General features: G+C 67.8%; 25 protein-coding genes. 15 read left to right on the top strand and 10 right to left on the bottom strand.

Annotated elements, in window-relative coordinates; all coding sequences use genetic code 11:
- Positions 1-34 precede the first annotated feature (34 nt).
- The 4 genes from uvrC (at position 35) to leuB (ending at position 5,856) form a co-directional block, all read left to right on the top strand.
- Positions 35-1,954, top strand: coding sequence for an excinuclease ABC subunit UvrC (gene uvrC / locus FHS98_RS04670; protein WP_167100749.1), 1,920 nt, complete (start codon positions 35-37; stop codon positions 1,952-1,954).
- Positions 1,955-2,140: 186 nt separating this feature from the next.
- Positions 2,141-3,988: a phosphoenolpyruvate carboxykinase (GTP) gene (locus FHS98_RS04665; protein WP_167100746.1), complete on the top strand. Its 1,848-nt coding sequence runs from the start codon at positions 2,141-2,143 to the stop codon at positions 3,986-3,988.
- A 40-nt stretch (positions 3,989-4,028) separates the two neighbouring features.
- Positions 4,029-4,763: a DNA repair protein RecO gene (recO, locus tag FHS98_RS04660; RefSeq protein ID WP_167100743.1), complete on the top strand. Its 735-nt coding sequence runs from the start codon at positions 4,029-4,031 to the stop codon at positions 4,761-4,763.
- A 46-nt stretch (positions 4,764-4,809) separates the two neighbouring features.
- Positions 4,810-5,856 carry a 3-isopropylmalate dehydrogenase gene (gene leuB / locus FHS98_RS04655; RefSeq protein WP_167100740.1) on the top strand — a complete coding sequence of 349 codons (1,047 nt, stop codon included), beginning with the start codon at positions 4,810-4,812 and terminating at the stop codon, positions 5,854-5,856.
- 4 nt (positions 5,857-5,860) lie between these two features.
- On the opposite strand, the gene FHS98_RS04650 is transcribed toward leuB, so the two are convergent.
- On the bottom strand, positions 5,861-6,412 hold the full coding sequence (locus tag FHS98_RS04650; RefSeq protein WP_167100737.1) for a glutathione peroxidase: 552 nt from the start codon (positions 6,410-6,412) through the stop codon (positions 5,861-5,863).
- Positions 6,413-6,513: 101 nt separating this feature from the next.
- On the opposite strand from FHS98_RS04650, the gene FHS98_RS04645 reads away from it, so the two are divergent.
- Genes FHS98_RS04645 through FHS98_RS04625 form a run of 5 tightly spaced genes read left to right on the top strand, consistent with a single transcriptional unit; the run spans position 6,514 to position 10,364 of the window.
- Positions 6,514-7,722 carry a trans-sulfuration enzyme family protein gene (locus FHS98_RS04645; protein ID WP_167100734.1) on the top strand — a complete coding sequence of 403 codons (1,209 nt, stop codon included), beginning with the start codon at positions 6,514-6,516 and terminating at the stop codon, positions 7,720-7,722.
- 9 nt (positions 7,723-7,731) lie between these two features.
- Entirely contained in the window at positions 7,732-8,130 is a 399-nt protein-coding gene (gene apaG, locus FHS98_RS04640) for a Co2+/Mg2+ efflux protein ApaG (RefSeq protein ID WP_167100731.1), read from the top strand.
- Positions 8,131-8,134: 4 nt separating this feature from the next.
- On the top strand, positions 8,135-8,923 hold the full coding sequence (locus tag FHS98_RS04635; protein WP_167100728.1) for a LysR family transcriptional regulator: 789 nt from the start codon (positions 8,135-8,137) through the stop codon (positions 8,921-8,923).
- Between the two features lie 53 nt (positions 8,924-8,976).
- Positions 8,977-9,693, top strand: a complete 717-nt coding sequence (locus tag FHS98_RS04630) for an NAD-dependent deacylase (protein WP_167100725.1) — start codon at positions 8,977-8,979, stop codon at positions 9,691-9,693.
- Positions 9,694-9,734: 41 nt separating this feature from the next.
- Complete coding sequence (locus FHS98_RS04625) at positions 9,735-10,364, top strand: peptidylprolyl isomerase (protein WP_167100722.1); 630 nt, start codon at positions 9,735-9,737, stop codon at positions 10,362-10,364.
- Between the two features lie 152 nt (positions 10,365-10,516).
- On the opposite strand, the gene era is transcribed toward FHS98_RS04625, so the two are convergent.
- Genes era through lepB form a run of 3 tightly spaced genes read right to left on the bottom strand, consistent with a single transcriptional unit; the run spans position 10,517 to position 12,854 of the window.
- Positions 10,517-11,410 carry a GTPase Era gene (era, locus tag FHS98_RS04620; RefSeq protein WP_167100719.1) on the bottom strand — a complete coding sequence of 298 codons (894 nt, stop codon included), beginning with the start codon at positions 11,408-11,410 and terminating at the stop codon, positions 10,517-10,519.
- On the bottom strand, positions 11,407-12,075 hold the full coding sequence (gene rnc, locus FHS98_RS04615; protein WP_167100717.1) for a ribonuclease III: 669 nt from the start codon (positions 12,073-12,075) through the stop codon (positions 11,407-11,409). Before rnc ends, era begins: the two co-directional genes overlap by 4 nt.
- Positions 12,072-12,854 carry a signal peptidase I gene (lepB, locus tag FHS98_RS04610; protein ID WP_425057333.1) on the bottom strand — a complete coding sequence of 261 codons (783 nt, stop codon included), beginning with the start codon at positions 12,852-12,854 and terminating at the stop codon, positions 12,072-12,074. Before lepB ends, rnc begins: the two co-directional genes overlap by 4 nt.
- A 201-nt stretch (positions 12,855-13,055) precedes the next feature.
- Between lepB and gorA the strand changes: the two genes are divergently transcribed.
- Complete coding sequence (gene gorA / locus FHS98_RS04605) at positions 13,056-14,402, top strand: glutathione-disulfide reductase (RefSeq protein WP_167100714.1); 1,347 nt, start codon at positions 13,056-13,058, stop codon at positions 14,400-14,402.
- A gap of 68 nt (positions 14,403-14,470) precedes the next feature.
- On the opposite strand, the gene FHS98_RS04600 is transcribed toward gorA, so the two are convergent.
- Both FHS98_RS04600 and acs read right to left on the bottom strand, forming a co-directional pair.
- Entirely contained in the window at positions 14,471-14,953 is a 483-nt protein-coding gene (locus FHS98_RS04600; protein ID WP_167100711.1) for a hypothetical protein, read from the bottom strand.
- Between the two features lie 118 nt (positions 14,954-15,071).
- Positions 15,072-16,973, bottom strand: a complete 1,902-nt coding sequence (gene acs, locus FHS98_RS04595; protein WP_167100708.1) for an acetate--CoA ligase — start codon at positions 16,971-16,973, stop codon at positions 15,072-15,074.
- A gap of 150 nt (positions 16,974-17,123) precedes the next feature.
- Between acs and FHS98_RS04590 the strand changes: the two genes are divergently transcribed.
- From FHS98_RS04590 to FHS98_RS04575, 4 genes are all read left to right on the top strand, one after another.
- Positions 17,124-19,046, top strand: coding sequence for a S9 family peptidase (locus tag FHS98_RS04590; RefSeq protein WP_341786026.1), 1,923 nt, complete (start codon positions 17,124-17,126; stop codon positions 19,044-19,046).
- 4 nt (positions 19,047-19,050) lie between these two features.
- Entirely contained in the window at positions 19,051-20,061 is a 1,011-nt protein-coding gene (gene galE / locus FHS98_RS04585; protein ID WP_167100703.1) for a UDP-glucose 4-epimerase GalE, read from the top strand.
- Between the two features lie 103 nt (positions 20,062-20,164).
- Entirely contained in the window at positions 20,165-21,178 is a 1,014-nt protein-coding gene (locus FHS98_RS04580; protein WP_167100700.1) for an NAD-dependent epimerase/dehydratase family protein, read from the top strand.
- Positions 21,179-21,192: 14 nt separating this feature from the next.
- A complete protein-coding gene (locus FHS98_RS04575) occupies positions 21,193-21,615 on the top strand; it encodes a hypothetical protein (RefSeq protein ID WP_167100697.1) in 423 nt (140 codons plus the stop codon).
- Here the strand turns inward: FHS98_RS04575 and FHS98_RS04570 are convergent.
- The 3 genes from FHS98_RS04570 to FHS98_RS04560 form a co-directional block, all read right to left on the bottom strand.
- A complete protein-coding gene (locus FHS98_RS04570; RefSeq protein WP_167100694.1) occupies positions 21,588-22,898 on the bottom strand; it encodes a UDP-glucose dehydrogenase family protein in 1,311 nt (436 codons plus the stop codon). The genes FHS98_RS04575 and FHS98_RS04570 overlap by 28 nt on opposite strands.
- 235 nt (positions 22,899-23,133) lie before the next feature.
- Complete coding sequence (locus tag FHS98_RS04565) at positions 23,134-23,880, bottom strand: metallophosphoesterase family protein (protein ID WP_167100691.1); 747 nt, start codon at positions 23,878-23,880, stop codon at positions 23,134-23,136.
- A 96-nt stretch (positions 23,881-23,976) separates the two neighbouring features.
- Positions 23,977-24,675, bottom strand: a complete 699-nt coding sequence (locus FHS98_RS04560; protein WP_167100688.1) for an aspartyl/asparaginyl beta-hydroxylase domain-containing protein — start codon at positions 24,673-24,675, stop codon at positions 23,977-23,979.
- Between the two features lie 254 nt (positions 24,676-24,929).
- Between FHS98_RS04560 and FHS98_RS04555 the strand changes: the two genes are divergently transcribed.
- Positions 24,930-25,697, top strand: coding sequence for a lysophospholipid acyltransferase family protein (locus FHS98_RS04555; RefSeq protein ID WP_341786025.1), 768 nt, complete (start codon positions 24,930-24,932; stop codon positions 25,695-25,697).
- Between the two features lie 4 nt (positions 25,698-25,701).
- Here FHS98_RS04555 and FHS98_RS04550 read toward each other — a convergent pair whose 3' ends face one another.
- The gene (locus tag FHS98_RS04550) at positions 25,702-26,403 is read right to left on the bottom strand and encodes a fatty acid desaturase CarF family protein (RefSeq protein ID WP_167100686.1); all 702 of its coding nucleotides are present in this window, start codon (positions 26,401-26,403) and stop codon (positions 25,702-25,704) included.
- Positions 26,404-26,596 lie beyond the last annotated feature (193 nt).

The raw sequence follows: 26,596 nt of genomic DNA, 5'->3' as shown, positions 1-26,596 counted from the left end.
TTCGCGGGGCGGCACAAGGGCCTACATCGCCCCGGTGAGCGACCAGACGACCGACCGATTCAACGAAGAGAAATCCGTCTACACCGTGCGCGGATCGGACCAGCCCGATCTGGAGACGGGCGTGGCGGCGATCCGCAACGTGCTGAAGACGCTGCCGGTGCGTCCCGGCGTCTACCGGATGCAGGATGCACGCGGCGACGTACTCTATGTCGGCAAGGCGCGGGCGCTCAAGAACCGCGTGACCAACTATACGCAGGTGGCGCGCCTGCCCAAGCGCCTGCTCCGCATGGTGTCGCAGACGCGCTCCATGACGATCGTGACGACCAGCACCGAGGCCGAGGCGCTGCTGCTGGAGGCGCAGCTCATCAAGCGCTTCCGCCCGCCCTACAACGTGCTGCTGCGCGACGATAAGAGCTTTCCCTTCATTCTGCTGCGCGAGGATCATGCCTTCCCGCGCGTGCAGAAGCATCGCGGCGCGCGGCGGGCGAAGGGGCAATATTACGGGCCGTTCGCCTCCGCCGGATCGGTGACGCGGACGCTCAATGCGCTCCAGAAGCTGTTCCTGCTGCGGAGCTGCACCGACAGCTTCTTCCAGAATCGGTCGCGGCCCTGCCTGCTCTATCAGATCAAGCGCTGTTCGGCGCCGTGCGTCGATCGCATCGCCGAGGCCGACTATGCCGAGCTGGTGGAGGACGCGAAGGCCTTCCTCGCCGGCAAGTCGACGCAGGTGCAGAAGAAGCTCGGCGATCAGATGACCGCCGCCGCCGAGGCGATGGATTTCGAGCTGGCCGCGATCCTGCGCGACCGGCTGCGCGCGCTCACCTTCATTCAGGGCACGCAGGCGATCAACGCGGAGGGTGTGTCCGACGCCGACGTCTGGGCGATCCACGCCAAGGGCGCGACGGCGTGCATACAGGCCTTCTTCATCCGGGGCGGCCAGAATTGGGGCCATCGCAGCTTCTTCCCCGCGCACACCGCCGAGGTGCCCGAGGAGGAGGTGCTGGCGAGCTTCCTCGCGCAATTCTACGAGGAGGTGCCGCCCGCGCGCCTCGTGCTGATCGACCGCGATCTGGAGGAGCAGGCGCTGCTCGCGGACGCTCTCTCCGAGCGGGCGGGGCGCAAGGTGGAGCTGAAGCGCCCGCAGCGCGGCGAGCAGCGCCGCCTGCTCGCGCAGGCCACGCGCAACGCCGAGGAGGCGCTCGACCGCCATCTCGCGGAATCCACCACGCAGGGGAAGATCCTGCGCGAATTGGCCGATCTCTTCGAGCTGGACGGCCCGCCCAACCGCATCGAGATCTACGACAACAGCCATATCATGGGCACCAACATGGTCGGCGGCATGGTCGTCGCGGGGCCGGAGGGGATGCGCAAGGGCGCCTATCGCAAGTTCAACATCCGCAATCCCGAAACGGCCCCCGGCGACGACTTCGCGATGATGCGCGAGGTGCTGGAACGCCGCTTCTCGCGCCTTGAGAAGGAAGACCCCGATCGCAAATCGGGCGAATGGCCGGACCTGCTGCTGATCGACGGCGGCAAGGGGCAGGTCTCGGCCGTCTGCGACACGTTGCAGGAGATGGGCGTCGAGGATGTGCCCGTGGTCGGCATCTCCAAGGGGCCGGACCGCAATGCCGGGCGCGAGCATTTCCACCTGCCGGATGGGCGCGAATCGATGCTGCCGCTCAATTCGCCGCTGCTCTTCTATCTCCAGCGGCTGCGGGACGAGGCGCACCGTTTCGCGATCGGCGCGCACCGGGCGAAGCGTGCCAAGAGCTTCACCGCCAATCCGCTCGACGACGTTCCCGGCATCGGCCCGGCGCGCAAGAAGGCGCTGCTGATGCACTTCGGATCGGCCAAGGCGGTGCGCGGCGCGGCTCTGGAGGATCTGGAGCGGGCGCCCGGCATCTCCAAGGCGATGGCGCAGGCGATCCACGATCATTTTCACCCGCGCGGCTGAATTTCGCACGTCGATGAGCCGGTCCCGGATCGGGACGGGGCGCGTAACATCATAAAGGGGGAGGCAACGTTGTCAGCCTCCCGCCCGGCTCGTTCGAGGGCTAAGGCCCCATGCAGTGAATGGAACGAGAGGAGTGCCCGCGGCCCGACAGATGGCCGTGAGAGCAGTTCCCCCGGGAGAAGATGAATGGCGACGTTGCTCTATGAGCCTGTGCATACGCATGGGCATGTGAACCCGTTGACGCGACACGCTGCGCTGCTGGCGTGGGTCGAGGAAGTCGCGACGCTCACCAGGCCGGATGCGATCCACTGGTGCGACGGCTCCGAGGCCGAATGGCAGGAGATGACCGCGCTGATGGTCGAGGCGGGGACGCTCATCCCGCTCGATCCGACCAAGCGGCCCAACAGCTTCTACGCCCGCTCCGATCCGCGCGACGTCGCCCGCGTCGAGAGCCGCACCTTCATCTGCTCCGAGCGTGAGGAGGATGCCGGCGTCACCAACAACTGGCGCGATCCGGCGGCGATGCGCGCCGCGCTGAACCCGCTGTTCGACGGCTGCATGAAGGGCCGCACGATGTATGTCGTGCCCTATTGCATGGGGCCGATCGGATCGGACAAGAGCGCGATCGGCGTCGAGCTGACCGACAGCCCCTATGTCGTCGCCAGCATGAAGATCATGACCCGCATGGGGCAGGCGGCGCTGGAGATGCTGGGCGAGGACGGCTTCTTCGTCCGCTGTGTCCACACGGTCGGAATGCCGCTGGCGCGCGGGCAGAAGGATGTGGCCTGGCCCTGCTCGGACGAGAAGTGGATCGTCCATTATCCCGAGACGCGCGAAATCTGGTCCTATGGATCGGGCTATGGCGGCAATGCGCTGCTCGGCAAGAAATGCTTCGCGCTGCGCATCGCCTCGGTGATGGCGCGCGACGAGGGCTGGCTCGCCGAGCATATGCTGATCCTCAAGCTCACCTCGCCGGAGGGGAAGGTGCATTATGTCTGCGCCGCCTTCCCGAGCGCGTGCGGCAAGACCAACATGGCGATGCTGGAGCCCACCATCCCCGGCTGGAAAGCCGAGACGATCGGCGACGACATCGCCTGGATGCGCTTCGGCAAGGACGGACGGCTCTATGCGGTGAACCCGGAGGCCGGCTTCTTCGGCGTCGCGCCGGGGACGGGCATCAAGACCAACCGCAACGCGGTCGAGACGCTGCACGCCAACTGCATCTATACCAACACCGCGATCACCGATGACGGCGACGTCTGGTGGGAGGGGCTGACCGATACGCCGCCGCAGGGCCTCACCGACTGGCGCGGCCAGCGCTGGGACGCCTCGCTCGGCACGCCGGCGGCGCATCCCAACGCGCGCTTCACCGCGCCGGCCGAGCAATGCCCGGTGATCGCGGACGAGTGGGATAGCCCGGCCGGCGTGCCGATCTCGGCGATCCTGTTCGGTGGCCGCCGCGCGACGGCGGTGCCGCTGGTGACGGAGGCGTTCGACTGGCAGCACGGCGTCTATCTGGCCGCCAACATCGCGTCCGAAGGCACGGCGGCGGCCGAGGGGAAGGTGGGCGAACTGCGCCGCGACCCCTTCGCGATGCTGCCCTTCTGCGGCTACAACATGGCCGATTATTTCGGGCATTGGCTGCGCGTCGGGGCATCTGCGGCGTCCGATCCGGGGCAGTTGCCGCGCCTCTATCTGGTCAACTGGTTCCGCAAGGGCGCGGACGGCAAGTTCCTCTGGCCGGGCTATGGCGAGAATAGCCGCGTGCTGAAGTGGATCGTCGATCGTATCGAGGGCCGCGCCGAGGCACATGACACCCTGATCGGCCGCGTGCCGGCGGCGGGTTCGCTCGATCTCGATGGGCTCGATCTGCCGCAGGCGAAGCTCGACGAGCTGCTGGCGGTGGACCCGAGCGTCTGGATCGAGGAAGCGGCGCTTTCCGCCCGTGATCTGGCGCGGCTGGGCGACCGCCTGCCTGAAGCGATGCTGGAGGAGCAGGCCGCGCTCGAACGGAGGCTGTCCAGCGCCGCCTGACGCTATGGCGGCGGCTTGGCGGAGGCCCTAACAGGGCGTCATGCATATCGAAGCCACCGCCATCGTCTGCGCCGTGCGCGCCCATGGCGAGCATGGGGCGGTGGCACGCCTGCTGACGCCTGAGGATGGCCTCCAGCCCGGCTATGTGCGCGGCGGCCATTCGCGGCGCCTGCGGCCGGTGCTGTTGCCGGGCAATCTCGTCGCCGCCGATTTCCGGGCGCGGAGCGAGGAGCAACTCGCCGGGCTGACCGTCGAGCTGGTCCACAGCCGCGCGGGCCTCTTCGCCGAGCCGCTGCCCGCCGCCGCGATCGAGTGGGTGACGGCGCTCACCGCCACCGCGCTGCCCGAGGGGCTGGCCTTCCCGCGCCTCTATCCTGCGCTAGACGGCGTGCTGGCGGCGATCGAGGCGGCCCCCTCCGCGCGGGGCTGGGCGGGGGCGCTGGTGCGCTACGAACTGCTGTTGCTCTCGGAACTGGGCTTCGGGCTCGATCTCGCCACCTGCGTTGCGACGGGCGGGACGGAGGATCTGGCGTGGGTCAGCCCCAGGAGCGGGCAGGCGGTGTCGCGCGCGGCGGGCGAGCCCTATGCCGCAAAGCTGCTGCCGTTGCCGCATTTCCTGCTCCATGGAGGCGAGGCGGGATGGGCCGAGGTGAGCGATGCGTTGCGCCTGACCGGCTATTTCCTTGAACGCGATCTGCTCTCCGGGCCGCGTGGCAGCGTGCTCGATGCGCGCGAGAGGCTGGTGATGCGGGTGAGGCGGCTTGCCGAGGGGTGAGCCGGCTGGCATGGGCGGCGGCAATTCCACATTGGAGGACTTGCCCATGCTGATCGCGCTGTTGCCCGGAGACGGGATCGGACCCGAAGTGACCGCCGAGGCGCGTCGCGTGCTCGATGCGGTGTGCGGCTCGGCCCTTAGCTATGAAGAGGCGCCGGTGGGCGCCGCCGGCTATCGCGCCGAGGGGCATCCGCTCCCGCCCGCGACGCTCGATCTGGCGAAGCGGGCCGACGCCGTTCTGTTCGGCGCGGTGGGCGATCCGTCCTGCGACCATCTGGAGCGCGCGCTGCGCCCGGAACAGGCGATCCTCGGCCTGCGCAAGGAGCTGGTGCTGTTCGCCAATCTGCGCCCCGCCAAGCTCTTCCCGGAACTGGCCGACGCCTCGGCCCTCCGCCCGGAAGTGGCCCGCGCGATCGACCTCGTGATCGTCCGCGAGACGAATGGCGACGTCTATTTCGGCGAGAAGGGGATGCGCACCACCCCCGCCGGCCGCCGTCAGGGCTATGACATCATGAGCTATGACGAGGACGAGGTGGCCCGCATCGCCCGCGTCGGCTTCGAGACGGCGAAGGCGCGCCGCGGCAAGCTCTGCTCGGTCGACAAGGCCAATGTGCTGGAGACGTCGCAGCTCTGGCGCGACGTGGTGATCGAGGTGGCGCGCGACTATCCCGAGATCGACCTCAGCCATATGTATGTCGACAATGCCGCCATGCAGCTCGTGCGCAATCCCGGCCAGTTCGACGTGATCGTCACCGGCAATCTGTTCGGCGACATCCTCTCGGATCAGGCGTCGATGTGCGCGGGCTCGATCGGGATGCTGCCGTCGGCGACGCTCGATGTGAACAAGAAGGGCCTGTACGAGCCGATCCACGGCTCCGCGCCCGACATCGCAGGGCAGGGCAAGGCGAACCCGCTCGCCACCATCCTGTCGGCGGCGATGATGCTGCGTTACTCGCTCGGCAAGCCCGAGGAAGCGGATCGCATCGAGGCCGCCGTGGCCGCTGCGCTGTCAGCCGGGCACCGTACCGCCGATCTCGGTGGCACGACGACGACGACCTCCGAGATGGGCGACGCGGTGCTGGCGGCTCTCTGAGCCGTCACTTGCTGGCGAACAGCTCCCGTTCGATGGCGCTGATGAGGGCGTCATCGTCGGGGGCGGTGTCCGGCGAGAAGCGGGCGACCACCGTGCCGTCACGGCCGATCAGGAACTTCTCGAAGTTCCACGAGATTTCCGAGCCGGTGGTCGTCTTGATGCCGCGTTCGCGCAGCCGCTCGCGCAGTTCGTCGTCGCCGTCCGCCACGGGTTGCGCGATGACGAGTTCGTCATAGAGCGCGTGCCGATCTTCGCCGGCGACGGAGATTTTCGAGAACATCGGAAAATCCACGCCATAGCGTTCGGCGCTGAACCGGGCGATCTCGGAGTCGCTGCCCGGCTCCTGCTGGCCGAAATCGTTGGAGGGGAAGCCCAGCACCGCGAACCCTTCGTCGCGATATTTCTCGTAGAGCGCCTCCAGCCCCTCATATTGCGGGGTGAAGCCGCATCGCGACGCGGTGTTCACCACCAGCAGCACCTTGCCCGCGAACAGGCCGAGATTGCTGTCCTCGCCGTTGATGGTCTTGAGCGGTATCTGCTGAAGTTCGCAGGTCATGGATGGGCTCCTATGGCTCACCCGCGAATATCGGACGGGGCGGACTTTGGTTCAAGCGGCGCATTGACGGAGGCGCGCCCGGCGCGGCAAAGCGTGTCGCGATGAAGAGGCACACGGGACAGGATCGCAGCGTCACCACGCGCTGGCGTCCGGCAACGCAGGCGGTGCGCGGCGGCACCGTTCGTTCGGAATTTGGCGAGACGTCGGAAGCGCTCTTCCTGACATCGGGCTACGCCTATGATTGCGCGGCGGACGCGGCGGCGCGCTTCGCCGGCGAGCAGAAGGGCATGACCTATTCGCGCCTCCAGAATCCCACCGTGGAGATGCTGGAGCAGCGAATCGCCCTGCTGGAAGGCGCGGAGGCCGCGCGCTCCATGGCATCCGGCATGGCGGCGATGACGGCGGCTCTGCTCTGCCAGCTTTCGGCGGGCGACCATCTGGTGGGGGCGCGGGCGGCCTTCGGCTCGTGCCGCTGGCTCACCGACACGCTGCTGCCGCGATTCGGCATCGCCACCACCGTCGTCGACGGTCGAGACACGGCGGCCTGGGAAGCGGCGATCCGGCCCGAGACCAAGGTCTTCTTCTTCGAGACACCGGCCAATCCGACGCTCGACATCTGCGACATCCGCGGCATCTGCGATATCGCGAAGAAGCACGGCATCACCACGGTGGTGGACAATGCCTTCGCCTCGCCGATCCTTCAGCGGCCGATGGAGTTCGGCGCGGACGTGGTCGCCTATTCCGCCACCAAGCTGATGGACGGGCAGGGGCGTGTGCTCGCCGGTGCGGTCGCGGGCAACAGGGATTTCATCGAGAACACGCTGCTGGCCTTCACGCGCAACACGGGGCCGACGCTCTCGGCCTTTAACGCCTGGGTCGTGCTGAAGGGGCTGGAGACGCTGGACCTGCGCGTCCAGCGGCAGAGCGAGAATGCGCTGAAGGTCGCGAGCTTCCTGGAGAAGCGCGTGCCCCGGCTGCTCTATCCGGGGCTTGCCTCCCATCCCCAGCACGAGCTGGCGATGCGGCAGATGTCCACGGGCGGCACGATCCTGTCGCTCTTCCTCGATGGCGGGCGCAAGCAGGCGCATGGGCTGCTCGACGCGCTCCAGCTCGTCGACATCTCGAACAATATCGGCGACTCGCGCAGCCTGATGACGCATCCGTCCTCCTCCACCCATGCCGGCCTCACGGAGGAGGTGCGCGCGGGGATGGGGATCACCGAGGGGATGCTGCGCCTCTCCATCGGGCTGGAGGATGCCGACGACATCATCGAGGATTTCGACTCGGCGCTCCGCTCGGTGGGGTTGTAAGGAGATCCGATGAAGGCGCTCTTCCCCTACGAACATAGCGAGCGCGGCGTCACCGTCCGCGTGTCGGTGAGCTATCTGCCCGAACAATCGGAGCCGGCGCATGGCCGCTGGTTCTGGGCCTATCATATCCGCATCGAGAATGACGGGGATCAGGCGGTGCAGTTGCTCACCCGGCACTGGAAGATCACGGATGGGCGCGGCGACCGGCATGACGTGCGGGGGGAAGGCGTGGTCGGCGATCAGCCGATGATCGAGCCGGGCGAGAGCTACGACTATGTGTCCGGCTGCCCGCTCCAGACGCCCAACGGCTCCATGGAGGGCAGCTACGGGATGATCGCGGAAGACGGCACCGCCTTCGAGGCGCCAATCCCGCGCTTCCCGCTGCTGGCCCCGGCGACGGCGCAGTAATCGCATGAAGCGCACCCATCTTCCGCTGAACGGCCTGCGCGTGCTCGACGCCGCCGCCCGCCATCTGAGCTTCACCCGCGCCGCCGACGAACTGGCGGTGACGCCGGCCGCCGTCGGCCAGCAGATCCGCGCGCTGGAGGATACGCTGGGCGTCGTCCTCTTCCGCCGCACCACGCGCGGGCTGGAACTGACGCCCGAGGGCGAGGCGGGGCTGGAGGCGCTGCGCGCCGGCTTCCTCCAGTTCGAGGAGGCCGTGCGTGCCATGCAGGCGGGCCAGTCCTCCAAGACGCTCACCATCGCCGCGCCACGCGATTTCCTCGCCAAATGGCTGGCGCCGCGTTTGGCGGAATATGCCAAGACCGACCCGGAGCTGCGCTTCGTGCTGCTCTCGTCGGACGAGGGGCTGGACTTCACGCAGGCCAATCTCGATCTCGCCATCTGCTTCACGGACGGCAAGGGCGAGCATGAAGGCGTCTCGCTCGGCACCCCGAGCTACTGGACGGTGGGCGTCGGGGGCGGGGCGGAGACGGTGATCTCCTGGCCCGGCTGCCCGGCCGATGAAACCAAGGGCGCGGGCGTGACGGTGGCGGATGCCGGCCTCGCGCTGGATGCGGCGGCGGCGGGCTTCGGCCGCGCCACGGTGCCGGCGCTGCTGGCCGAGGCGGATGAAGCGGCGGGCCGCGTCGTGCGGTTCGGCGAGAAGGCGTCGGCGAACAGCTACTGGCTGATCGCGCCGCTGCCCCAGTGGCGGCAGAAGAAGGTCCGCGCTCTGGTCGCCGCGCTGACGGCCTGATCCACCGAAGGGCGACCTCGCCTTTCGATCGCGGGCGTGGCACAATCGCGACCATGCCGGACATCCAGAAGATCGTCGTCCTGACGGGCGCGGGCATCTCGGCCGAGAGCGGTCTCGCGACCTTCCGCGGGCCGGACGGCCTCTGGGAAGGCCGGCGCGTCGAGGATATCTGCACGCCCGAAGCATTGGAGCGCGATCGTGCGCTGGTGCTCGATTTCTACGACCATCGCCGTCGCGCGCTCACGCAGGTGGCGCCCAATCCGGCGCATGAGGCGCTGGCGCGGCTCGATGCGGAGTGGCCGGGCGAATTGCTGATCGTCACCCAGAATGTCGATGATCTGCACGAGCGGGCCGGCGCCGCGCGTATCCTGCACATGCATGGCGCGCTGCTTTCGGCGCTGTGTGAGGGGTGTGGCGAACGGCGGCTGTTTGGCGGCGACATGCTCGATGGCCCGCGCTGCGAGATTTGCGGGCAGGATGCGCTGCGCCCCGACATCGTCTTCTTCGGCGAGATGCCCTATGAGATGGAGCGTATCGAGCGCGCGGTGATGGATGCGGACCTGTTCGTGTCGATCGGCACGTCCGGCGCCGTCTATCCGGCGGCGGGTTTCGTCGAGGCGGCGCGCCATGCCGGGGCGGACACGCTGGAACTCAATCTGGAGCCATCGGCCGGCAGCGTCTTCTTCCACGAGACGCGGCTGGGGCCTGCGAGCGTGATGGTGCCGGAATGGGTGGACGAGATTCTCGCCGAGCAGGCGGCGGAGAACTGATCCCATCGCGCACCGGCGAAAGGATCGGCTAGGCTCTGCGCATGATGCTGCGATTCGCCCTGCTGGCCGCCCTGATCTCCACCCCCGCCTTCGCGCAGGAGCCTGCCGCCGCGCCGCCCGCGCCCGTTGTGCAACCCGCGCCCAAGCCCGTCACGGTGCGCGTCGACCTGGAGACGAGCGAGGGCAGGATCGTGCTGGAGCTGGAGAAGGAGCGGGCGCCGATCACCACCGCCAACTTCCTCCGCTATGTCGATCAGAAGCGGCTGAACGGCATCACCTTCTATCGCGCGAGCAAGGTCGCGCCGGGCTATGGCTTCATCCAGGGCGGCGTGCGCAACGATCCCAAGCGCGTGCTGCCGCCGATCAAGCACGAGCCGACCACGAAGACCGGGCTCACCCACAGCGACGGCACGATCACCATGGCGCGCAACGCGCCGGGCACGGCGAGCGGGGACTTCGTCATCACCGTCGGCGCGATCCCCTCGATGGACGCCGATCCCAAGCAGCCGGGCGACAATCTCGGCTTCGCGGCGTTCGGCCATGTCGTCGAGGGGATGGACATCGTCCGCCACATCCTCGACGAGCCGACCTCGCCCACGCAGGGGACGGGCGTGATGAAGGGGCAGTTCCTCGTCGCGCCGGTGAAGATCGTCTCGGCGCACCGCGAGTAAAGGCGCGGTCGCCGGGGCGCGTACTTGCCCTTCTTTCGTCATCCCGGACTCGATCCGGGATCCAGAGCGGCAAACGGCCTCGCCCGAGGCTCTGGATCCCGGCTTTCGCCGGGATGACGCAAGAGTGGCCGGGATGACCGCCTGACGAAGCGTCAGTCCACCCAGTCGAGCCCGATCTCGCGATAGAGGCCGCGGTCCTCCTCCCAGTCGGGCTTGACCTTGACGTGGAGGAAGAGGTGGACCTTGCGGCCGAGCAGCGGCGCCATCTCGGCGCGGGCGCGGCTGCCGATCTCCTTCAGGCGGACGCCCTTGGCGCCGAGCACGATCGCCTTCTGGCTGTCGCGCGCGACGAGAATCTGCTGGTGGATGGCGACCGAACCGTCGCCACGCTCCTCATATTTCTCCGTCTCGACGGCGCAGGCATAGGGCAGCTCGGCGTGGAGCTGGAGGTAGATCTGCTCGCGCGTCACTTCGGCGGCGAGCATCCGGTCGGTCGCGTCGGAGACCTGATCCTCGGGGAAGTGCCACGGCCCTTCGGTGACGCGGCCGGCGAGCAGGCGCTTCAGCTCGGGCACGCCATCGCCGGTGGCGGCGGAGACGAACAGGATGTCCTCCGGCGCGAGTTGCTCCTGAAGCGCCTGCGCGGTGACGAGCAGCGTCTCCTTGGGCGTCACGTCCACCTTGTTGAGGATGACGATCTTGGGCTCACGGCGCTTGGCCAGCGTCTCGATCAGCGGGGCGATGCGCTTGGTGAGGCCGGTCTTGGCGTCGATGACGAGCGCGATCAGGTCCGCCGCCTCGGTGCCGCCCCATGCGGCGGCGACCATCGCGCGGTCCAGCCGGCGCTTGGGGTCGAAGATGCCGGGGGTGTCGACCAGCAGAATCTGGCTCTCGCCCTCGATGGCGATGCCCATCAGGCGGACGCGGGTGGTCTGCGCCTTGGGGCTGACGATCGCGACCTTCTGGCCGACGAGCGCGTTGACGAGGGTGGACTTGCCCGCATTGGGGGCGCCGACGACGGCGACGAGGCCGCACCGTTCGGTCATGACTTCAATTCCTTGAGAAGAGCGCGGGCGGCCTCGGTTTCGGCCTCCTGCTTGGACGAGCCGTTCCCCTCGGCGGAGGCGCGGCCGGGGATTTCCACGGTAACGGTGAAGGTGGGGGCGTGGTGCGGCCCCGACTTGCGGGCGATCGTGTAGACGGGCGGGCGCCACTGCTTGGCGGCGGCGAACTCCTGAAGCTCCGCCTTGGGATGCTTGGGCGCGGCGTTCTGCTTCACCACGCGGTCGCCCCACGCCTTGCGGACGAAGGCGCGCGCGCCGTCCAGCCCCGCTTCGAGGAAGAGCGCGCCGATCAGCGCCTCCACCACGTCGCCCAGCACATAGGTGCTGAACTGTGCGCCGTCGTCGCGGGCCTGCTTGCCGAGGCGGAGGTGCGGGCCGACACCGATCTCCTTGCCGATCTCGGCGCAGGTCTCGCCCGAGACGAGCGCGTTCAGGCGGCGGGAGAGGCTGCCTTCGGGTTCTTTCGGGAACTGCGCATAGAGCCACTCGCCCATGACGAGACCCAGCACGCGATCGCCGAGGAACTCCAGCCGCTGATAGCTTTCGCCGGCATGGCTCGAATGGGTGAGGGCGCTCAGGAAGCGGTCGGGCGCCTGAATGCGATGGCCGAGCGTCTGCTCCAGCCAGAGGAGGAGATCGTCGTTCACTGGAAACCGTGCCCGATGCGCGCCGGCCGCATCGCGTGCAGCCAGCTCAGGGGGTGCAGCCAACTGGCCGAACCGTTGGTGGAGAAGATCGTCACGATGGCGCGGCCCTCGATGTTCTCCGCCGGCACGAAACCCACGCCGCCGCCCGACACCGCGGCGAAGCGGCTGTCCGCCGACATGTCCCGATTGTCGCCCATCATGAAATAATGGCCGGCGGGAACGGTGATGACGGGCGTATCGTCCTGCGGCGTGTCGCCCTGATCCAGCACATCATAGCTGATGCCGTCCGGCAGCGTCTCGCGATAACGGGGGAAGCGGCAAATGCGGCGGCCCTCCGGGTCCGCGCCGGCGCCATAGGGCACCTGCACGTCCGGGATCGAGCTGCATTCGGTGTTGGCGGCGATCGGCACGATGAAATCGGCGAGGCGGACCTTGGGCACGGCCTTGCCGTTCAGCCACAGCACGCCATGGCGCATCTGGATGCGATCGCCCGGCAGGCCGATCAGCCGCTTGATATAATCCGCCTTGTCGTCCGGCGGCGCGCGGAAGATCACCACGTCGCCCCGCTGCGGCGCGCGGCCGAACAGGCGGCCATGCGGGCTCGCCGGCGCCCATGGCAGGCTGAAGCGGGACCAGCCATAAGGCCATTTCGCGACCAGCAGATAATCCCCCACCAGCAGGCGCGGCATCATCGATTCTGACGGGATGCTGCGCGGCATCACCACGAAGGAGCGCAGCCCCAGCGCCAGCGCCGCCACCGCCACGACGAAACGGATCACACCCCACCAGTCATGGGACGAGCGAGGGGAGCGAGCGGAGTCGAGCGCGGTCGATGAAGTGGCAGGCACGAAAGGGCTTTGCGGAACCGAGGCAGCGAGGTCAAGCCGCGCAGACGGTCGATGTCTGTGATGATGAGAAGCGATTGGCGGAAGCGGAAACGGAAGCTACATCGCGCCCATCATCCCAAGGAGCCTGATGCCATGTCCGATCATGATTTCGACCTGTTCGTGATTGGCGGCGGTTCCGGCGGTGTCCGCGCGGCGCGCATCTCGGCGGCGCATGGCGCGAAAGTGGCGATGGCGGAGGAATATCGCGTCGGCGGCACCTGCGTGATCCGCGGCTGCGTGCCCAAGAAGCTGCTGATCTACGGCGCGCATTTCGCCGAGGATCTGAAGGATGCCAAGCGCTTCGGCTGGCAGGTGCCGGAATGCGGCTTCGACTGGACGGTGCTGCGCGACAATGTGCTGGCCGACGTCGATCGGCTGGAAGGGCTCTACAAGAACACGCTCGAAACCCATGGCGTGACGAGCTTCCTCCAGCGCGCCGTCGTGACCGGCCCGAACGAGGTGCAGCTTGCGGACGGCACGCGCCACACCGCGCGCCTCATCCTGGTTGCGACCGGCGCGCGGCCGGCCATTCCCGATTTCCCCGGCGCGGAGCATGGCATCACCTCCAACGAGGCCTTCCATCTCGACAGCGTGCCGAAGCGCATCGTGATCGCCGGCGGCGGCTATATCGCCAATGAGTTCGCCGGCATCTTCAACGAGTTCGGCGCCAAGGTGACGATCGTCAACCGCGGCGGCGAGATCCTGCGCAACTATGACGACAGCGTGCGCGACCGCCTGCTCCAGATCTCGATCAAGAAGGGCATCGACTTCCGCTTCCACGCGCCGTTCGAGAAGGTGGAGAAGAAGGCGGACGGCACGCTCGCCATCCACATCGCCGGCCATGATCCGATCGAGGCGGACCTGCTGATGTTCGCCACCGGCCGCCTGCCCAACAGCGAGGGGCTCGGGCTCGAGGCGCTGGGCGTCGAGATGGGCGAGCGGGGCGCGATCAAGGTGGACGAGGACAGCCGCACCAATGTGCCCTCGATCTTCGCGGTGGGCGACGTGACAAACCGCGTGCAGCTTACCCCGGTGGCGATCCGCGAGGGTCATGCCTTCGCCGACACCCAGTTCGGCGGCAATCCGCGCCGTGTGGATTATGGCTGCATCCCGTCGGCGGTGTTCAGCCATCCGCCGATCGCGGCCGTGGGCCTCACGGAATCGCAGGCGCGCAACAAGTACGGCACCGTCAAGGTCTACACGTCGGACTTCCGGCCGATGAAGAATGTGCTCGCCAATCGCGACGAGCGCGCGCTCTACAAGATGGTGTGCGATTCCACGACCAACCGGGTGCTCGGCCTGCACATGATCGGGCCGGACTCGCCGGAAATCCTTCAGGCGGCGGCGGTCGCGGTGAAGGCCCGCCTCACCAAGGCGCAGTTCGACGACACGGTGGCGCTGCATCCGACCATGTCGGAGGAACTGGTGCTGCTGAAATAAGCGGACGGCACGCCGTCGCCGTTCGCGGAGCGCGAATGGACCCCGACATTCGTCAGGGGGGCGAAAAGCTATTCGCAGGCGTCGATGTTGCCGGCCTCGCAGGCATCGGCGCGGGCGCGCCAGTCGGCCATGCGCCGGGCGTAACGCTGCCGGGCGGCACGATAATCGTCCATCGCCCGGTCATGCGCGGCCAGATCCGCCTGATATCGCGCCTGCTCGCCGGAGGAAGCGCCGGAGCGCCTGCCCGAGCGGCTGTTGGCATTGCGGTTGAGCTCAGCCGTATAGGCGCGATCGGCGCGGTGAGCGGCGTCGTTGGGCGTGCCCTCGTCGACCTGATCCGCGCGGGCATAAGGCCGGGGCGTCACCCAGTGCGACGATGCGCTCCGATCGGCGTCCTCGCGGGCATCGGCGGTGCCGTAGCTGTCGTAATAGCCGCCGGCCTGCGGGGGCTCCCCGTCGTCATAGGCGGGCATCGGCCGGCCGGACTGGGCATGGGCCGCCCCGCCGAGGGTGGCCGTCGCGATCAGGGCAACATAGAAGCTGCGGTTCACCGGGCGTCTTTCTGCTGGAGTGCGACGCGTCAGCTACGGTCCATCGACTGACAGCCGGCTGAACGGCGCCGGCCCGACGCTTCGACTCGTCGCATCGCCGGCCGTTCCCGGCGCTCCATCAATGCACGCGGTTCCTTACCAGATCGTCGACGACCGCCGGGTCCGCGAGTGTCGAGGTGTCGCCCAGCGCGCCGATCTCGCCCTCCGCGATCTTGCGCAGGATGCGGCGCATGATCTTGCCCGAGCGCGTCTTGGGCAGGCCGGGGGCGAACTGGATGGCGTCGGGCGTGGCGATCGGGCCGATCTCGTGGCGCACCCAGTCGCGCAAGCCCCTGCGCAGTTCCTCCGTCGCCTCGACGCCGGCATTGAGCGTCACATAGGCATAGATACCCTGTCCCTTCACGTCGTGCGGCATTCCGACGACGGCGGCCTCCGCGACGCTCTCGTGGAGCACGAGCGCGCTCTCCACCTCGGCGGTGCCCATGCGGTGGCCCGAGACGTTGATGACGTCGTCGACGCGGCCGGTGATCCAGTAATAGCCGTCCGCATCGCGGCGGGCGCCGTCGCCAGTGGTGTAAACGCCGGGGAAGGTGCGGAAATAGGTTTCGAAATAGCGCTTCTCGTCGCCCCACACGCCGCGCATCTGGCCGGGCCAGGAACGGGCTATGACGAGATTGCCCTCCGCCTCGCCGTGAAGCTCCTTGCCCTCGCCGTCGAGCAGCCTGGGATCGACGCCGAAGAAGGGCAGGGTGGCCGAGCCGGGCTTGAGCGGCGTGGAGGGGAGCGCGGTAATCATGTGGCCGCCGGTCTCCGTCTGCCACCAGGTGTCCATGATCGGGCAGCGGCTCTCGCCCACCACCTCGTGATACCAGCGCCATGCCTCGGGGTTGATCGGCTCGCCGACCGAGCCCAGCAGGCGGAGCGACTTCCGGCTGGTGCGGGTGACATAGTCGTCGCCCTCCTTCATCAGCGCGCGAAGCGCCGTGGGCGCGGTGTAGAGCGTCGCGACCTGATGGCGATCCACCACCTCCCAGATGCGGGACGGGGTGGGCCAGTTCGGCACGCCCTCGTACATCAACGTCGTCGCGCCGTTCGCGAGCGGGCCGTAGACGATATAGCTGTGGCCCGTGACCCAGCCGATATCGGCCGCGCACCAGTAAACCTCGCCTTCGCGGTAATCGAACACGGTGGCGTGGGTGAGCGCCGCCCACAACAGATAGCCGCCCGTCGTGTGCATCACGCCCTTGGGCTTTCCCGTGGAGCCCGAGGTGTAGAGGATGAACAGCGGGTCTTCGGCGGCCATCGGCTCGGCCGGGCAATCGGCGGGAACCTGCGCGGCGGCCTCGTGATACCAGACGTCGCGGCCGGGCTGCATCGCCACCTCGCCGCCGGTCGCGCGGACGACGAGGATCTTGTCGATGCCCCTGTAGATGGTGGAGGCCTCGTCGGCGCAGGCCTTCAGCGGCACATGCTTGCCGCCGCGCCGGCCTTCGTCGGCGGTGACGAGGAGCGTGCTGCCGCAATCCTCCATGCGGCCCGCGAGCGCCTCGGCCGAGAAGCCGCCGAACACCACCGAATGGATCGCCCCGATCCGCGCGCAGGCGAGCACGGCGAAGGCGGCTTCGGGGATCATCGGCATGTAGATGGTGACGCGGTCGCCCTTCTTCGCGCCTTGCGCCTTCAGCACATTGGCGAACCGGCAGACCTCGGCATGGACATCGGCATAAGTGTAGCGGTGTGGTTCTTCGGTCGGGACGTCCGGCTCCCAGAGGATCGCGGTCTGGTCCGCCCGCGTCGCCAGATGGCGGTCGAGGCAGTTGGCCGCGACGTTGAGCACGCCGTCCTCGAACCAGCGGACGTGGAAATCCTGTTCGTCGAAGGACCAGTCGCCGGCCTTGGCGGGCGCCTCGATCCAGTCGAGCCGGGCCGCCTGTTCGAGCCAGAAGCCGTCCGGGTCGTCCAGCGATCGAGCCTGCATCGCCTCCCTCGTGGCGACATCGATCGGGCGCGCTTCAGACATCCGGCTCTCTCCATCCAATGCTGGGGGCGCTTGTGGTCAAAGCCGCTGGCCCGCGCAAGTGGGGTGAAAGGGGAAGCGCGGGCAACGCCGTGCGTTGCCAAGCGGGGCGGCCATGCTATCGCCTTGGCGGAAAAGATCGAAGGGGGTTTTGTGCGTCATAGTCTGGGTATCGCCTGTTCCATGCTGCTGGCGACGACGGCTCCGGCCATCGCGCAGCCGCTCCATCAGTTTTCGGGTCTCGCCTTCGCGCGGGCCGGTGATCGCGTCGCCACCGTCGACAGCGCGAGCGAGCCCGACGCGGCGGCCGAAGGGCGCGGCATCATCGTGCTGCGCGATGCGGCGACGGGGCGCGTCCTCTCGCGGCTCGATCCGTGCCCGGCCTGCTCCTACAGCGGGCTGAGCTTCGGCCCGGCGGGGCAGCTTGCCTTCATCGCGCGGGATCGCAAGGCGGGCACCGCCACGCTGATGATCCACGACGCGGCCGGCGTGCGGAAGCTCGCCAGCGTCCAGGGGCTTGCCGCCGAGCCGCGCTGGTCGCCGGACGGCAGGAGCATCGCGATCCTCGCCACGGTCGGCGCGCGCAAGGAGACCGGCGCCACGCAGGCCGGCGCGCGCGAGGTGGGCGAGATCGGCGAGGTGAACGACGAGCAGCGCATCGCGATCGTGCGCGTGTCGGGCGGGGCGCTGCGCCTCGTGTCTCCGGCCGATCGCTTCGTCTACGAATATGACTGGACGCCCGACGGCAAGGGCTTCGTCGCCACCACCGCCAGGGGCAATGGCGACGCCAACTGGTGGGTCGCGACCATCGACGCGATCGATGCGAAGACGGGCGCCGTCCGCACCATCGCCGCGCCGGGCATCCAGGCGAACTTCCCGCGCGTCTCGCCGGATGGGCGGACGGTGGCCTTCATCGGCGGCCTGATGAGCGATTTCGGCTCGGTCGGCGGTGATGTCTGGACGGTGCCGTTCGCGGGCGGCACGCCGCGCGACGCGACGCCGGGCTACAAGGGCAGCTTCACCTCGCTCGACTGGGACGCGCGCGGCCTGCACGCGGCCGCGCTCAAGGGCGATCAGTCGGCTATCGTCGAGATCGATCCGGCGAGCGGGGCGGGCGAGCCGGTCTGGTCGGCGGGGGTGAGCCTTTCGGCCGGCGATGGGCGCGTCGCCTTCTCGCAAAGCGGCCTGATGGCGACCGTCGTGCAGGATTATGAGCATGGCCCCGCCATCTTCGCCGGTCCGCCGTCGCAGCCCCGGCAGATCAGCCACGACAATGACGGCTACAAGCCTGTCGTCGTCGCCCGCAGCCTGACGTGGAAGAATGAAGGGCGCGACGTGCAGGGCTGGCTGCTCTCGCCGCGTGGCGCCGCCTGGGAGGGGCCGGCCAACCAGCCGATGATTACCGTCGTGCATGGCGGCCCGGCGGCGGCCTCCACGCCGCAGTTCGTCTGGCAGGGAAGCACCGCCGCGCTGATCGGCGCGGGCTATTGGCTGTTCTATCCCAATCCACGCGGCAGCTACGGGCAGGGCGAGGCCTTCACCGCCGCCAAAAAGCGCGATTTCGGCGGCGGCGATCTGCGCGACATCCTCGCCGGCATCGACGCGGTGGAGAAGAACGCGCCGATCGACGACAACCGCCTTGGCCTGATGGGCGGCTCTTATGGTGGGTTCATGTCGATGTGGGCCAACACCCAGACGCACCGCTTCAAGGCGATCCATGCCGCCGCCGGGCTCTCCAACTGGATCAGCTATTACGGCACCAACGGCATCAACACATGGATGACACCTTTCTTCGGCAAGACGATGTACGAGGATCAGGCGGCCTACTGGGATGTCTCGGCGATCAAATATATCAGCCAGGCCAAGACCCCGACGCTCATCACGGTGGGGGAACGGGATATCGAAGTGCCGCCCACCCAGTCCGTCGAATATTGGAACGGGCTGAAGGCGATGGGCGTTGCCACCAGCCTCGTCATCTATCCTGACGAGGGCCATGGTATCCGCAACCCGGCGCATGTCGCCGACGTCCGCCGGCGTTCCGTGGAATGGTTCGACCGTTACCTGAAGGGACAATGATCTTATGACGACGACGCGCTTTCCCGTGCTCGTGACGGGCGGTGCCGGCTATATCGGCAGCCATGCCGTGCTGGCCCTCCTCGACGCCGGTTGGCCTGTGGTGGTGCTCGACAATCTCGTCACCGGCTTCCGCTGGGCGGTGGACGGGCGGGCGGTGTTCGTCGAAGGCGATGTGGGGGATGCGGCGGTCGTCGGCCACACCCTCGCGGAGCATGACATCGGCGCCATCATGCACTTCGCGGGTTCGGTCGTCGTCCCGGAATCCGTCGAGAACCCCCTGAAATATTACGGGAACAATACCGCCAACAGCCGCACGCTGATCGAGGCCGCGGTGGCCGGCGGGGTGCGCCATTTCATCTTCTCCTCCACCGCCGCGACCTACGGCATCCCCGAGGAGAGCCCCGTCCGCGAGGCGACGCCGACCCGGCCGATCAACCCTTATGGCATGTCCAAGCTGATGACCGAGATCATGCTGAAGGACACCGCCGCCGCGCACCCGATCAACTATTGCGCGCTGCGCTATTTCAACGTGGCGGGCGCCGATCCGCAGGGCCGCGCCGGTCAGGCGACGGCGGGGGCGACGCACCTCATCAAGGTGGCGGGCGAGGCGGCGACCGGAAAACGCAGCCATGTCAGCGTGTTCGGCACCGATTATGACACGCCGGATGGAACGGGCGTGCGCGATTATATCCATGTCTCCGATCTGGCGGCGGCGCATCTGCTGGCGCTGGAGGCGCTGATCGCGGACCCCAGGAAGAGCCACACGCTCAACTGCGGCTATGGCCGGGGCTTCTCGGTGCTGGAGGTGCTCGACGCGGTCGAGAAGGCGGCGGGCCGCCCGATCGAGCGCCGGCTGGAGCCGCGGCGTGCCGGCGACCCGGATTCGCTGGTGGCGGCCAATGACGCGATCGTCGCCGCCTTCGGCTGGCAACCGCGCCATGCCGACCTCGATACCATCGTGGCCCATGCGCTGGCATGGGAGCGCGGCCTGGAAGAGCGTCGCCAGCCGGCCTGAAGGGGGTGGCCCCGGAAGATCGCGTGACCCCGCTGCCGGCCATGCTACTGGCAGCGGGGGGAGCTTATCACGCCGCGCGAGCAGGCGAAGGGGATTTGGGCGAATGACCATTATCGTCACGGGGGCGGCCGGGTTCATCGGGTCGCATGTCTGCCGCCATTTGATCCGGCGGGGCGAGCATGTGGTCGGGATCGACAATCTCAACAATTACAACCCCGTGGCGTTGAAACATGATCGGCTGTCTGCGATCCGGGGCGAGGAGGGCGTGGGTGGGCGCTTCGTCTTCCACCATCTCGATTTCGCCGATCATGAAGCGCTGGAGGCGGCGCTCGCCGGCGAGTCGATCGAGAGCATCGTCCATCTCGGCGCGCAGGCCGGGGTTCGCTATTCGATCCAGAATCCGCGCGCCTATGCCGCCTCCAACCTCGTTGGCCATCTCAACATGCTGGAACTGGGCCGGACGCGGCAGGTGAAGCACCTCGTCTACGCCTCCTCCTCCTCGGTCTACGGCACGAGCCCGGACCTGCCCTTCCGGGTGGAGCAGCGCGTCGATTTCCCGATCTCGCTCTACGCCGCGACCAAGAAGTCCGACGAGCTGATGAGCGAGAGCTATGCGCATCTCTACCGCCTGCCACAGACGGGCCTGCGCTTCTTCACGGTCTATGGCCCGTGGGGGCGGCCGGACATGGCGGTGTGGGGCTTCACCGACAAGATCCTCTCGGGCGAGCCGATCGAGGTCTATAACGGTGGCAATATGCGCCGGGACTTCACCTATATCGACGATATCGTGACCGGCATCCTCGCCGCGCTCGACAGCCCGCCGCCGGACGATGGGGCGGAGAAGGCGGGGGGCAGCCATTCTCCCCATCGTATCTACAATATCGGCAATAACCGCGCGGAAGAGCTGGAGAAACTCATCGCGCTGATCGAGCAGGCGTGCGGCCGCAAGGCGATCCGCATCGAGAAGCCGATGCAGCCCGGCGACGTTCCCGCCACCTATGCGGATCTGACCGCGATCCAGCGCGATCTCGGCTTCCAGCCGACCACCCCGATCGATGTCGGCATTCCGCTATGGGTGGAGTGGTATCGGGGCTACAGGGCACAGCGCGCCGCCTGACGGCGGGAGGGATCATGCAACTGGTCACCGACTATCACGGCATGATCGACTGGATCGTCACCCGATCCGGCGAGAGCGACAAGTTCGTCCATGTGCAGGTGGGGCTCGCCATCTGGTCGCTGTCCGCGCTGCTGACGGGGCGCCGGCAGGGGAGCGCGCTGCCGCTGGCGGCCGTCTTCCTTGCCGAGATCGGCAACGAGATCATGGACCGGCTCTATCTGGGCAACTGGAACTGGCCGGATACGGTGGGCGACGCAGCGGCGACATGGGCGTGGCCGATCCTGCTCAGCATCTTCCTGTCGATGGAGCGCGCCCGTGAGGAGGTCGCGACGGAACGCCGTCGCCCGGTCCTGCGCATCGAAGAGGAAGAGGAGGGGAGCGACGCGGCGCCCCCGCTCCGGTCGATCGGTCAGGCGGGCTTGCCGACGCCGACATAGTCGAGGCCGGCCTTCTCGGCCTCCTCGCGCGAATAGACATTGCGCAGGTCTACCAGCAGCGGCGTCGCCATGGTGGCGGCGAGGCGAGAGAGGTCGATCGCGCGATAGGCGTCCCACTCGGTGACGATCACCACCGCGTCGGCGCTCTCGGCTGCCGTGTAGGGATCGGCCACGAACTCGACGTTCTGGAGCACCTTCTTCGCCTGCTCGACGCCCTCGGGGTCGCAGGCGAAGATCTGGGCACCGGCATCCTGCAACGTCTGGATCACGGCGATGGCGGGGCTGTCGCGCATGTCATCGGTGTTGGGCTTGAAGGTGAGGCCGAGCACCGCCACGCGCTTGCCGCGCGCCTCGCCGCCCATCGCCTTCAGCACCTTGCGGCCCATCGCGCGCTTGCGGCTGTCGTTGACCGATACCACCGCCTCGACGATGCGGAGCGGGGTCTGCATGTCCTCGGCGGTCTTGAGCAGCGCCAGCGTGTCCTTCGGGAAGCAGGAGCCGCCATAGCCGGGGCCGGCATGGAGGAACTTGCGCCCGATGCGGTTGTCGAGGCCGATGCCGCGCGACACTTCCTGCACGTCGGCGCCGGCCGCTTCGCAGAGGTCCGCGATCTCGTTGATGAAGGTGATCTTCGTCGCGAGGAAGGCGTTGGCGGCGTACTTGATGAGCTCGGCCGTGCGACGGCCGGTGAACAGCACCGGGGCCGACTGGTTGAGCGACAGCGGCCGGTAGATCTGGCGCAGCGCCTCGCGGGCGGCCTCGTCGTCGGTGCCGCAGACCACGCGGTCGGGGCGCTTGAAGTCCTCGATCGCGGCGCCCTCGCGCAGGAATTCGGGGTTGGAGGCGACTCGGATCGTGCGGCCGGGCGCGGCTTCGCGGACGATGCGCTCCACCTCGTCACCGGTGCCGACGGGCACGGTCGACTTGGTGACGAGCAGGATGTCGTGGTTGACCGCCTCGGCGATTTCCCTGGCGGCGGCGAAGACGTAGCTCAGGTCCGCATGGCCGTCGCCACGGCGCGACGGGGTGCCGACCGCGATGAACACCGCGTCGGCGTTCGCGACGCCCGCCTTCACGTCGGTGGTGAAGGAGAGGCGGCCGGCGCGGACGTTGGTGGCGACCAGCGCGTCGAGGCCCGGCTCGTAGATCGGCATCACGCCGCGTTCGAGCGAGGCGATCTTGGATTCGTCCTTGTCGACGCAGATCACTTCATGGCCGAAGTCGGAAAAACACGCGCCGGACACGAGCCCGACATAGCCGGTTCCGATCATGGTAATCCGCATAGGTATCTCACTCTCAGGCCGATATCGGCCGGCTGATTGCATGATGGGGAGAGGGAGCGCAAGCGGTCCTCTCGGGGCCGCCGGGCACTATCCTTCCGGGCAGGCGGGCGGCTATGGCACGCGAATATGACGATGCTCGGTCGGATCGGATATCGCCTGTGGTGGGCCTGGGCGAAGATGCGGCTGGGCTCGGACGTGTTGCGCGCGCGGGGGCACCTCCCGCCGGACGAGCGGTTCAGCCGGTCTGGAGAATCCACTGCTCCTCGCCCTCGAGGCCGAGCGCGGTGAGCGTGCCGCTCGCATAGGCGCCGGTATCGATGCCGATACGGTTGGGCAGCAGCTCGACGTCCGGCGTCACCGAATGGCCATGGACGATCACGGCGAAGTGGCGGGCGGTGCTGTGCAGGAAGGGCTCGCGAATCCACAGCCGATCCTGATCCGACTGGCGATGCAGCGCGACGCCCGGCCGGATGCCGGCATGGACGAAATAATAGTCGCCGAGATGCAGCGCCCTCGGCCGCGTCGCCATCCAGCGGAGCTGAGGCGGCGGGATCACCGCTCGGCAGGCGGCGATCAGGCGGGAATATTCGTAGCGCTCGATCGCTTCGAGCGAGACGCCCCAGCTTCGCAGGGATTCGCTGCCGCCGAAACGGAGCCAGCCGGTCAGCGCCTCATGATCGCCGGCCAGCGCCTGGAGCATCATCGCCTCGTGATTGCCCTGGAGCACGGTCAGCGAGGCGAAGTCGAGCGGGCGCATCGCCAGATCCACCACGCCCGCCGAATCCGGCCCGCGATCGATCAGGTCGCCGAGCAGCACCACGCGCGTGTCGGCGGGTGGGCGGGCGGCATTGTCCTCGCGGATGCGTGTCAGCATCTCGGTCAGCAGATCCAGCCGGCCATGCACGTCCCCCACCGCATAGGCCCGCAACCCGGCCGGAAGGCTGGGGGCGGCGGGCTTGCGGCTGAAGAAACCGAAGGGCATGGACGCGATCGTCTCCGTTCACGCGGGCCGAAGCCCAGATCAGCGCGGAAAGCGCCAGCGTGTATCGGCGCTCAGGCGTGCGCCCGCGTCAACGCCTCAATGTCGCTGCTCGCTCCACTTCGCGACACCGCGGCGGGCATCCTGCACGAAGCGGGATTTTTTCACCGCCCAGATGAACAGCCCGCCCACCAGGCGCCCCAGCGGACGCATCGGCCGGCGGAACTGCACCAGCAGGATGATGCGCGTGTCGTCTGTGTCGTTCAGGACTTCATGGTTGAACATGTCATCGAACACGAAGGCCTTGCCCTCGGTCCAGGTGGTATATTCGGTATCCACCCGCATCCGGCATTTGTCCGCCTCGCGCGGCACCTGGAGGCCGAGGTGGCAGGTGAGGATCGCCTTTGAGACGCCGGTGTGTGCCGGAATGTGCGTCCCCGGCACGAGGATCGAGAACAGCGCCGAATTGAGGCCCGGCACCTTCTTGAGCAGGGCGGCCGTCTGCGGGCAGGCGTCGCAATTCGCGTCGACCTTGTAGCCATAGCCATAGAGGAAGAAGGAGCGCCACTTGCCCGCCGGCGCGATCCGCCTGTGATCGGGGGAGATTTCCGCGAGAGGCGGAACCTTGCTCAGATCCTGGAGGACATTGGCCGCCTCGGCGCGGATCGTCTCCCAATTCTCTTCGAGCGCGGCGATCCACGGAAAATTGCGGGTTTCGTAAAAGGGATGGTTGCCGATCCGGGACGCGCGGGCCACGATGGCGTTGATCCGGGGCTGGAGGCGTACTCCGATCCGCATCCAAAGGGGCTTCTTCGGAACGAGCTTCTTGCTGGGCTTGGGATCGGGATCCGCCGGGGAGAGTTGCGCAGTATGATGATTAAGCTCAACCGTCTTCGACATATGTCCCAGTCCCGATATTTCCGTCGTGGCAATCCTGTTGGATCGCATGGGAACCTCGGCATCATGCGACCGGCGGTGTCCCGATCGTTCCTGATAGGCATTTGGCCCATGTTCGCCAATGAACGAAATGACGGAGTCGACAGGCGGATGCCGTGCTCGCGTTGAGTTTGCCGGGGAGAAGCGCGGCTGACGCCCATCTCTGGCGTGGCCGTTATCGCGTGGCGATGATCGCGGCGCTTCTGGCGGCCCATGTGCCGCTGCATGGGCTGTGGCGGCTGTTCGGGCGGCGGTCGCCATGGCCGACGAGCTTCCTGCGGCTGGCCGGCCGCGCGGCGGGGGCGGATGTCCGCATTGTCGGCACGCCACTGCGCTCGCATGTGCTGATGGCGACGAACCATCTGAGCTGGCTGGACATTCTGGTGCTGGCCGGCGCTTCGGGCGCGCGCTTCGTGGCGAAGGACGAGATCGCCCGCTGGCCGCTTTTCGGCTTCCTCGCCGGGCTGAACCGCACCGTCTATATCGCGCGCAAGAAGCGGGGCGAGGTGCGCGAGCAGGCCGGGCTGGTCCGTGAGGCGCTCGCGGAAGGCTGCCCTGTGGCGCTGTTCGCCGAAGGCGGAACGGGCGACGGGCAGGGCGTGAAGCCGTTCCGCGCCTCCTTGTTCGAGGCTCTGCTGCCGCCGGTGCCGGGCATCCGCCTCCAGCCCGTCGCGATCGATTATGGCCGCGACACGCCCGATCTCGCCTGGGATCGGGGGATCGGCATGGGGCGCGAGATGATGCGCGTGCTGGGCCTTCCGGGGCGCCGCAAGGTGACGATCCGCTTCCTCGATCCGATCGATCCGTCCGGCTGGGGGGATCGCAAGGCGCTCGCGGTGGAGGCGCGCGAGCGGCTGGTGGCTGCGCTGGAAGCGGGCCGCTGAGGCTTCAGTTCGGGATGAGGCCCTCGTCGCGCAGATAGCCGCGGCGGCGCATCGCGTTGAAGACGAGGTTCAGCGCCGGGTTGGACCAGCCGTTGATGGTGCTGAAATCGCACTGGAGCGTCTCGTGATGACGCCGATGATCCTCGGCGTTCATCAGGAGCTTCGTCCGCTGCATCGCCCGCACGATGAGCGGATTGTCCTTCCGGTGCAGCGTCCCATGGAAATATTGGGCGAAGCTCGCCCCCACCACGAAGGTCAGCACGCCCGCGATCAGCCACAGCGGCAGCGGGAACAGCAGGAAGACGATGTTGGCAAGGATCGTGAAGGGCAGGGTGGCGAACAGCACGGTCGAGCCGATCTGGGTCACCATCGAGCGGCGGCCGAGCGCATCGGGGCGGGGATGGTGGTTCTTGAAGTCGTAGATCAGCCGTTCGACCGGGTTGAGCTGCGAGAAGGCCGCATCGCGCAGCGCCAGATATTCGGCGGACTCGCGCGATCCTTCGTAGAAGAAGATCTTGTCGAGGCCGATGCCGGCGCGCGAGGGCTTATAATCCATGTACATATGGACCACGCCCGACGCCATGTCGGCGGCATACCAGCCGGCCAGCATCGCGGGCAGCATCCAGAAGCTCGCGGAAAGCGCCATCCAGCCGATATCGGCCGCGAGAATGCAGGCCAGCGCCAACAGGGCGATGCGAATAATCATAAACCTCCGGTTGCCTCAGCGGCAGCCTCTTTTAGCGCTCGGACGCGCGGATCGAAAGCCGCGATTCCCTGCGATGGGGCGTTACGATCCCCGGACAAGCGAGGCAAGGCGCAGGGAAGTTCCCGATCTGCCCCGATTTTGCAGGCTCCGGTCGCATTGAAGACACGGAGCGTAGGACGGAGCGAGCTGCCTG

It is taken from the genome of Sphingomonas oligoaromativorans, from assembly GCF_011762195.1.
In the GTDB taxonomy this organism is placed as follows: Bacteria; Pseudomonadota; Alphaproteobacteria; order Sphingomonadales; family Sphingomonadaceae; genus Solisphingomonas; species Solisphingomonas oligoaromativorans.
The sequence above is the reverse complement of the archived record's forward strand: the minus strand, read 5'-3'. Positions and strand labels throughout refer to the sequence as shown.

Coding starts and splice junctions, on each gene's coding strand:
- FHS98_RS04665 (WP_167100746.1), top strand. CDS start 2,141: ATGGCGACGTTGCTCTATGAGCCTGTGCATACGCATGGGCATGTGAAC.
- recO (WP_167100743.1), top strand. CDS start 4,029: ATGCATATCGAAGCCACCGCCATCGTCTGCGCCGTGCGCGCCCATGGC.
- leuB (WP_167100740.1), top strand. CDS start 4,810: ATGCTGATCGCGCTGTTGCCCGGAGACGGGATCGGACCCGAAGTGACC.
- FHS98_RS04650 (WP_167100737.1), bottom strand. CDS start 6,412: ATGACCTGCGAACTTCAGCAGATACCGCTCAAGACCATCAACGGCGAG.
- FHS98_RS04645 (WP_167100734.1), top strand. CDS start 6,514: ATGAAGAGGCACACGGGACAGGATCGCAGCGTCACCACGCGCTGGCGT.
- apaG (WP_167100731.1), top strand. CDS start 7,732: ATGAAGGCGCTCTTCCCCTACGAACATAGCGAGCGCGGCGTCACCGTC.
- FHS98_RS04635 (WP_167100728.1), top strand. CDS start 8,135: ATGAAGCGCACCCATCTTCCGCTGAACGGCCTGCGCGTGCTCGACGCC.
- FHS98_RS04630 (WP_167100725.1), top strand. CDS start 8,977: ATGCCGGACATCCAGAAGATCGTCGTCCTGACGGGCGCGGGCATCTCG.
- FHS98_RS04625 (WP_167100722.1), top strand. CDS start 9,735: ATGATGCTGCGATTCGCCCTGCTGGCCGCCCTGATCTCCACCCCCGCC.
- era (WP_167100719.1), bottom strand. CDS start 11,410: ATGACCGAACGGTGCGGCCTCGTCGCCGTCGTCGGCGCCCCCAATGCG.
- gorA (WP_167100714.1), top strand. CDS start 13,056: ATGTCCGATCATGATTTCGACCTGTTCGTGATTGGCGGCGGTTCCGGC.
- acs (WP_167100708.1), bottom strand. CDS start 16,973: ATGTCTGAAGCGCGCCCGATCGATGTCGCCACGAGGGAGGCGATGCAG.
- galE (WP_167100703.1), top strand. CDS start 19,051: ATGACGACGACGCGCTTTCCCGTGCTCGTGACGGGCGGTGCCGGCTAT.
- FHS98_RS04580 (WP_167100700.1), top strand. CDS start 20,165: ATGACCATTATCGTCACGGGGGCGGCCGGGTTCATCGGGTCGCATGTC.
- FHS98_RS04575 (WP_167100697.1), top strand. CDS start 21,193: ATGCAACTGGTCACCGACTATCACGGCATGATCGACTGGATCGTCACC.
- FHS98_RS04570 (WP_167100694.1), bottom strand. CDS start 22,898: ATGCGGATTACCATGATCGGAACCGGCTATGTCGGGCTCGTGTCCGGC.
- FHS98_RS04565 (WP_167100691.1), bottom strand. CDS start 23,880: ATGCCCTTCGGTTTCTTCAGCCGCAAGCCCGCCGCCCCCAGCCTTCCG.
- FHS98_RS04560 (WP_167100688.1), bottom strand. CDS start 24,675: ATGCGGATCGGAGTACGCCTCCAGCCCCGGATCAACGCCATCGTGGCC.
- FHS98_RS04550 (WP_167100686.1), bottom strand. CDS start 26,403: ATGATTATTCGCATCGCCCTGTTGGCGCTGGCCTGCATTCTCGCGGCC.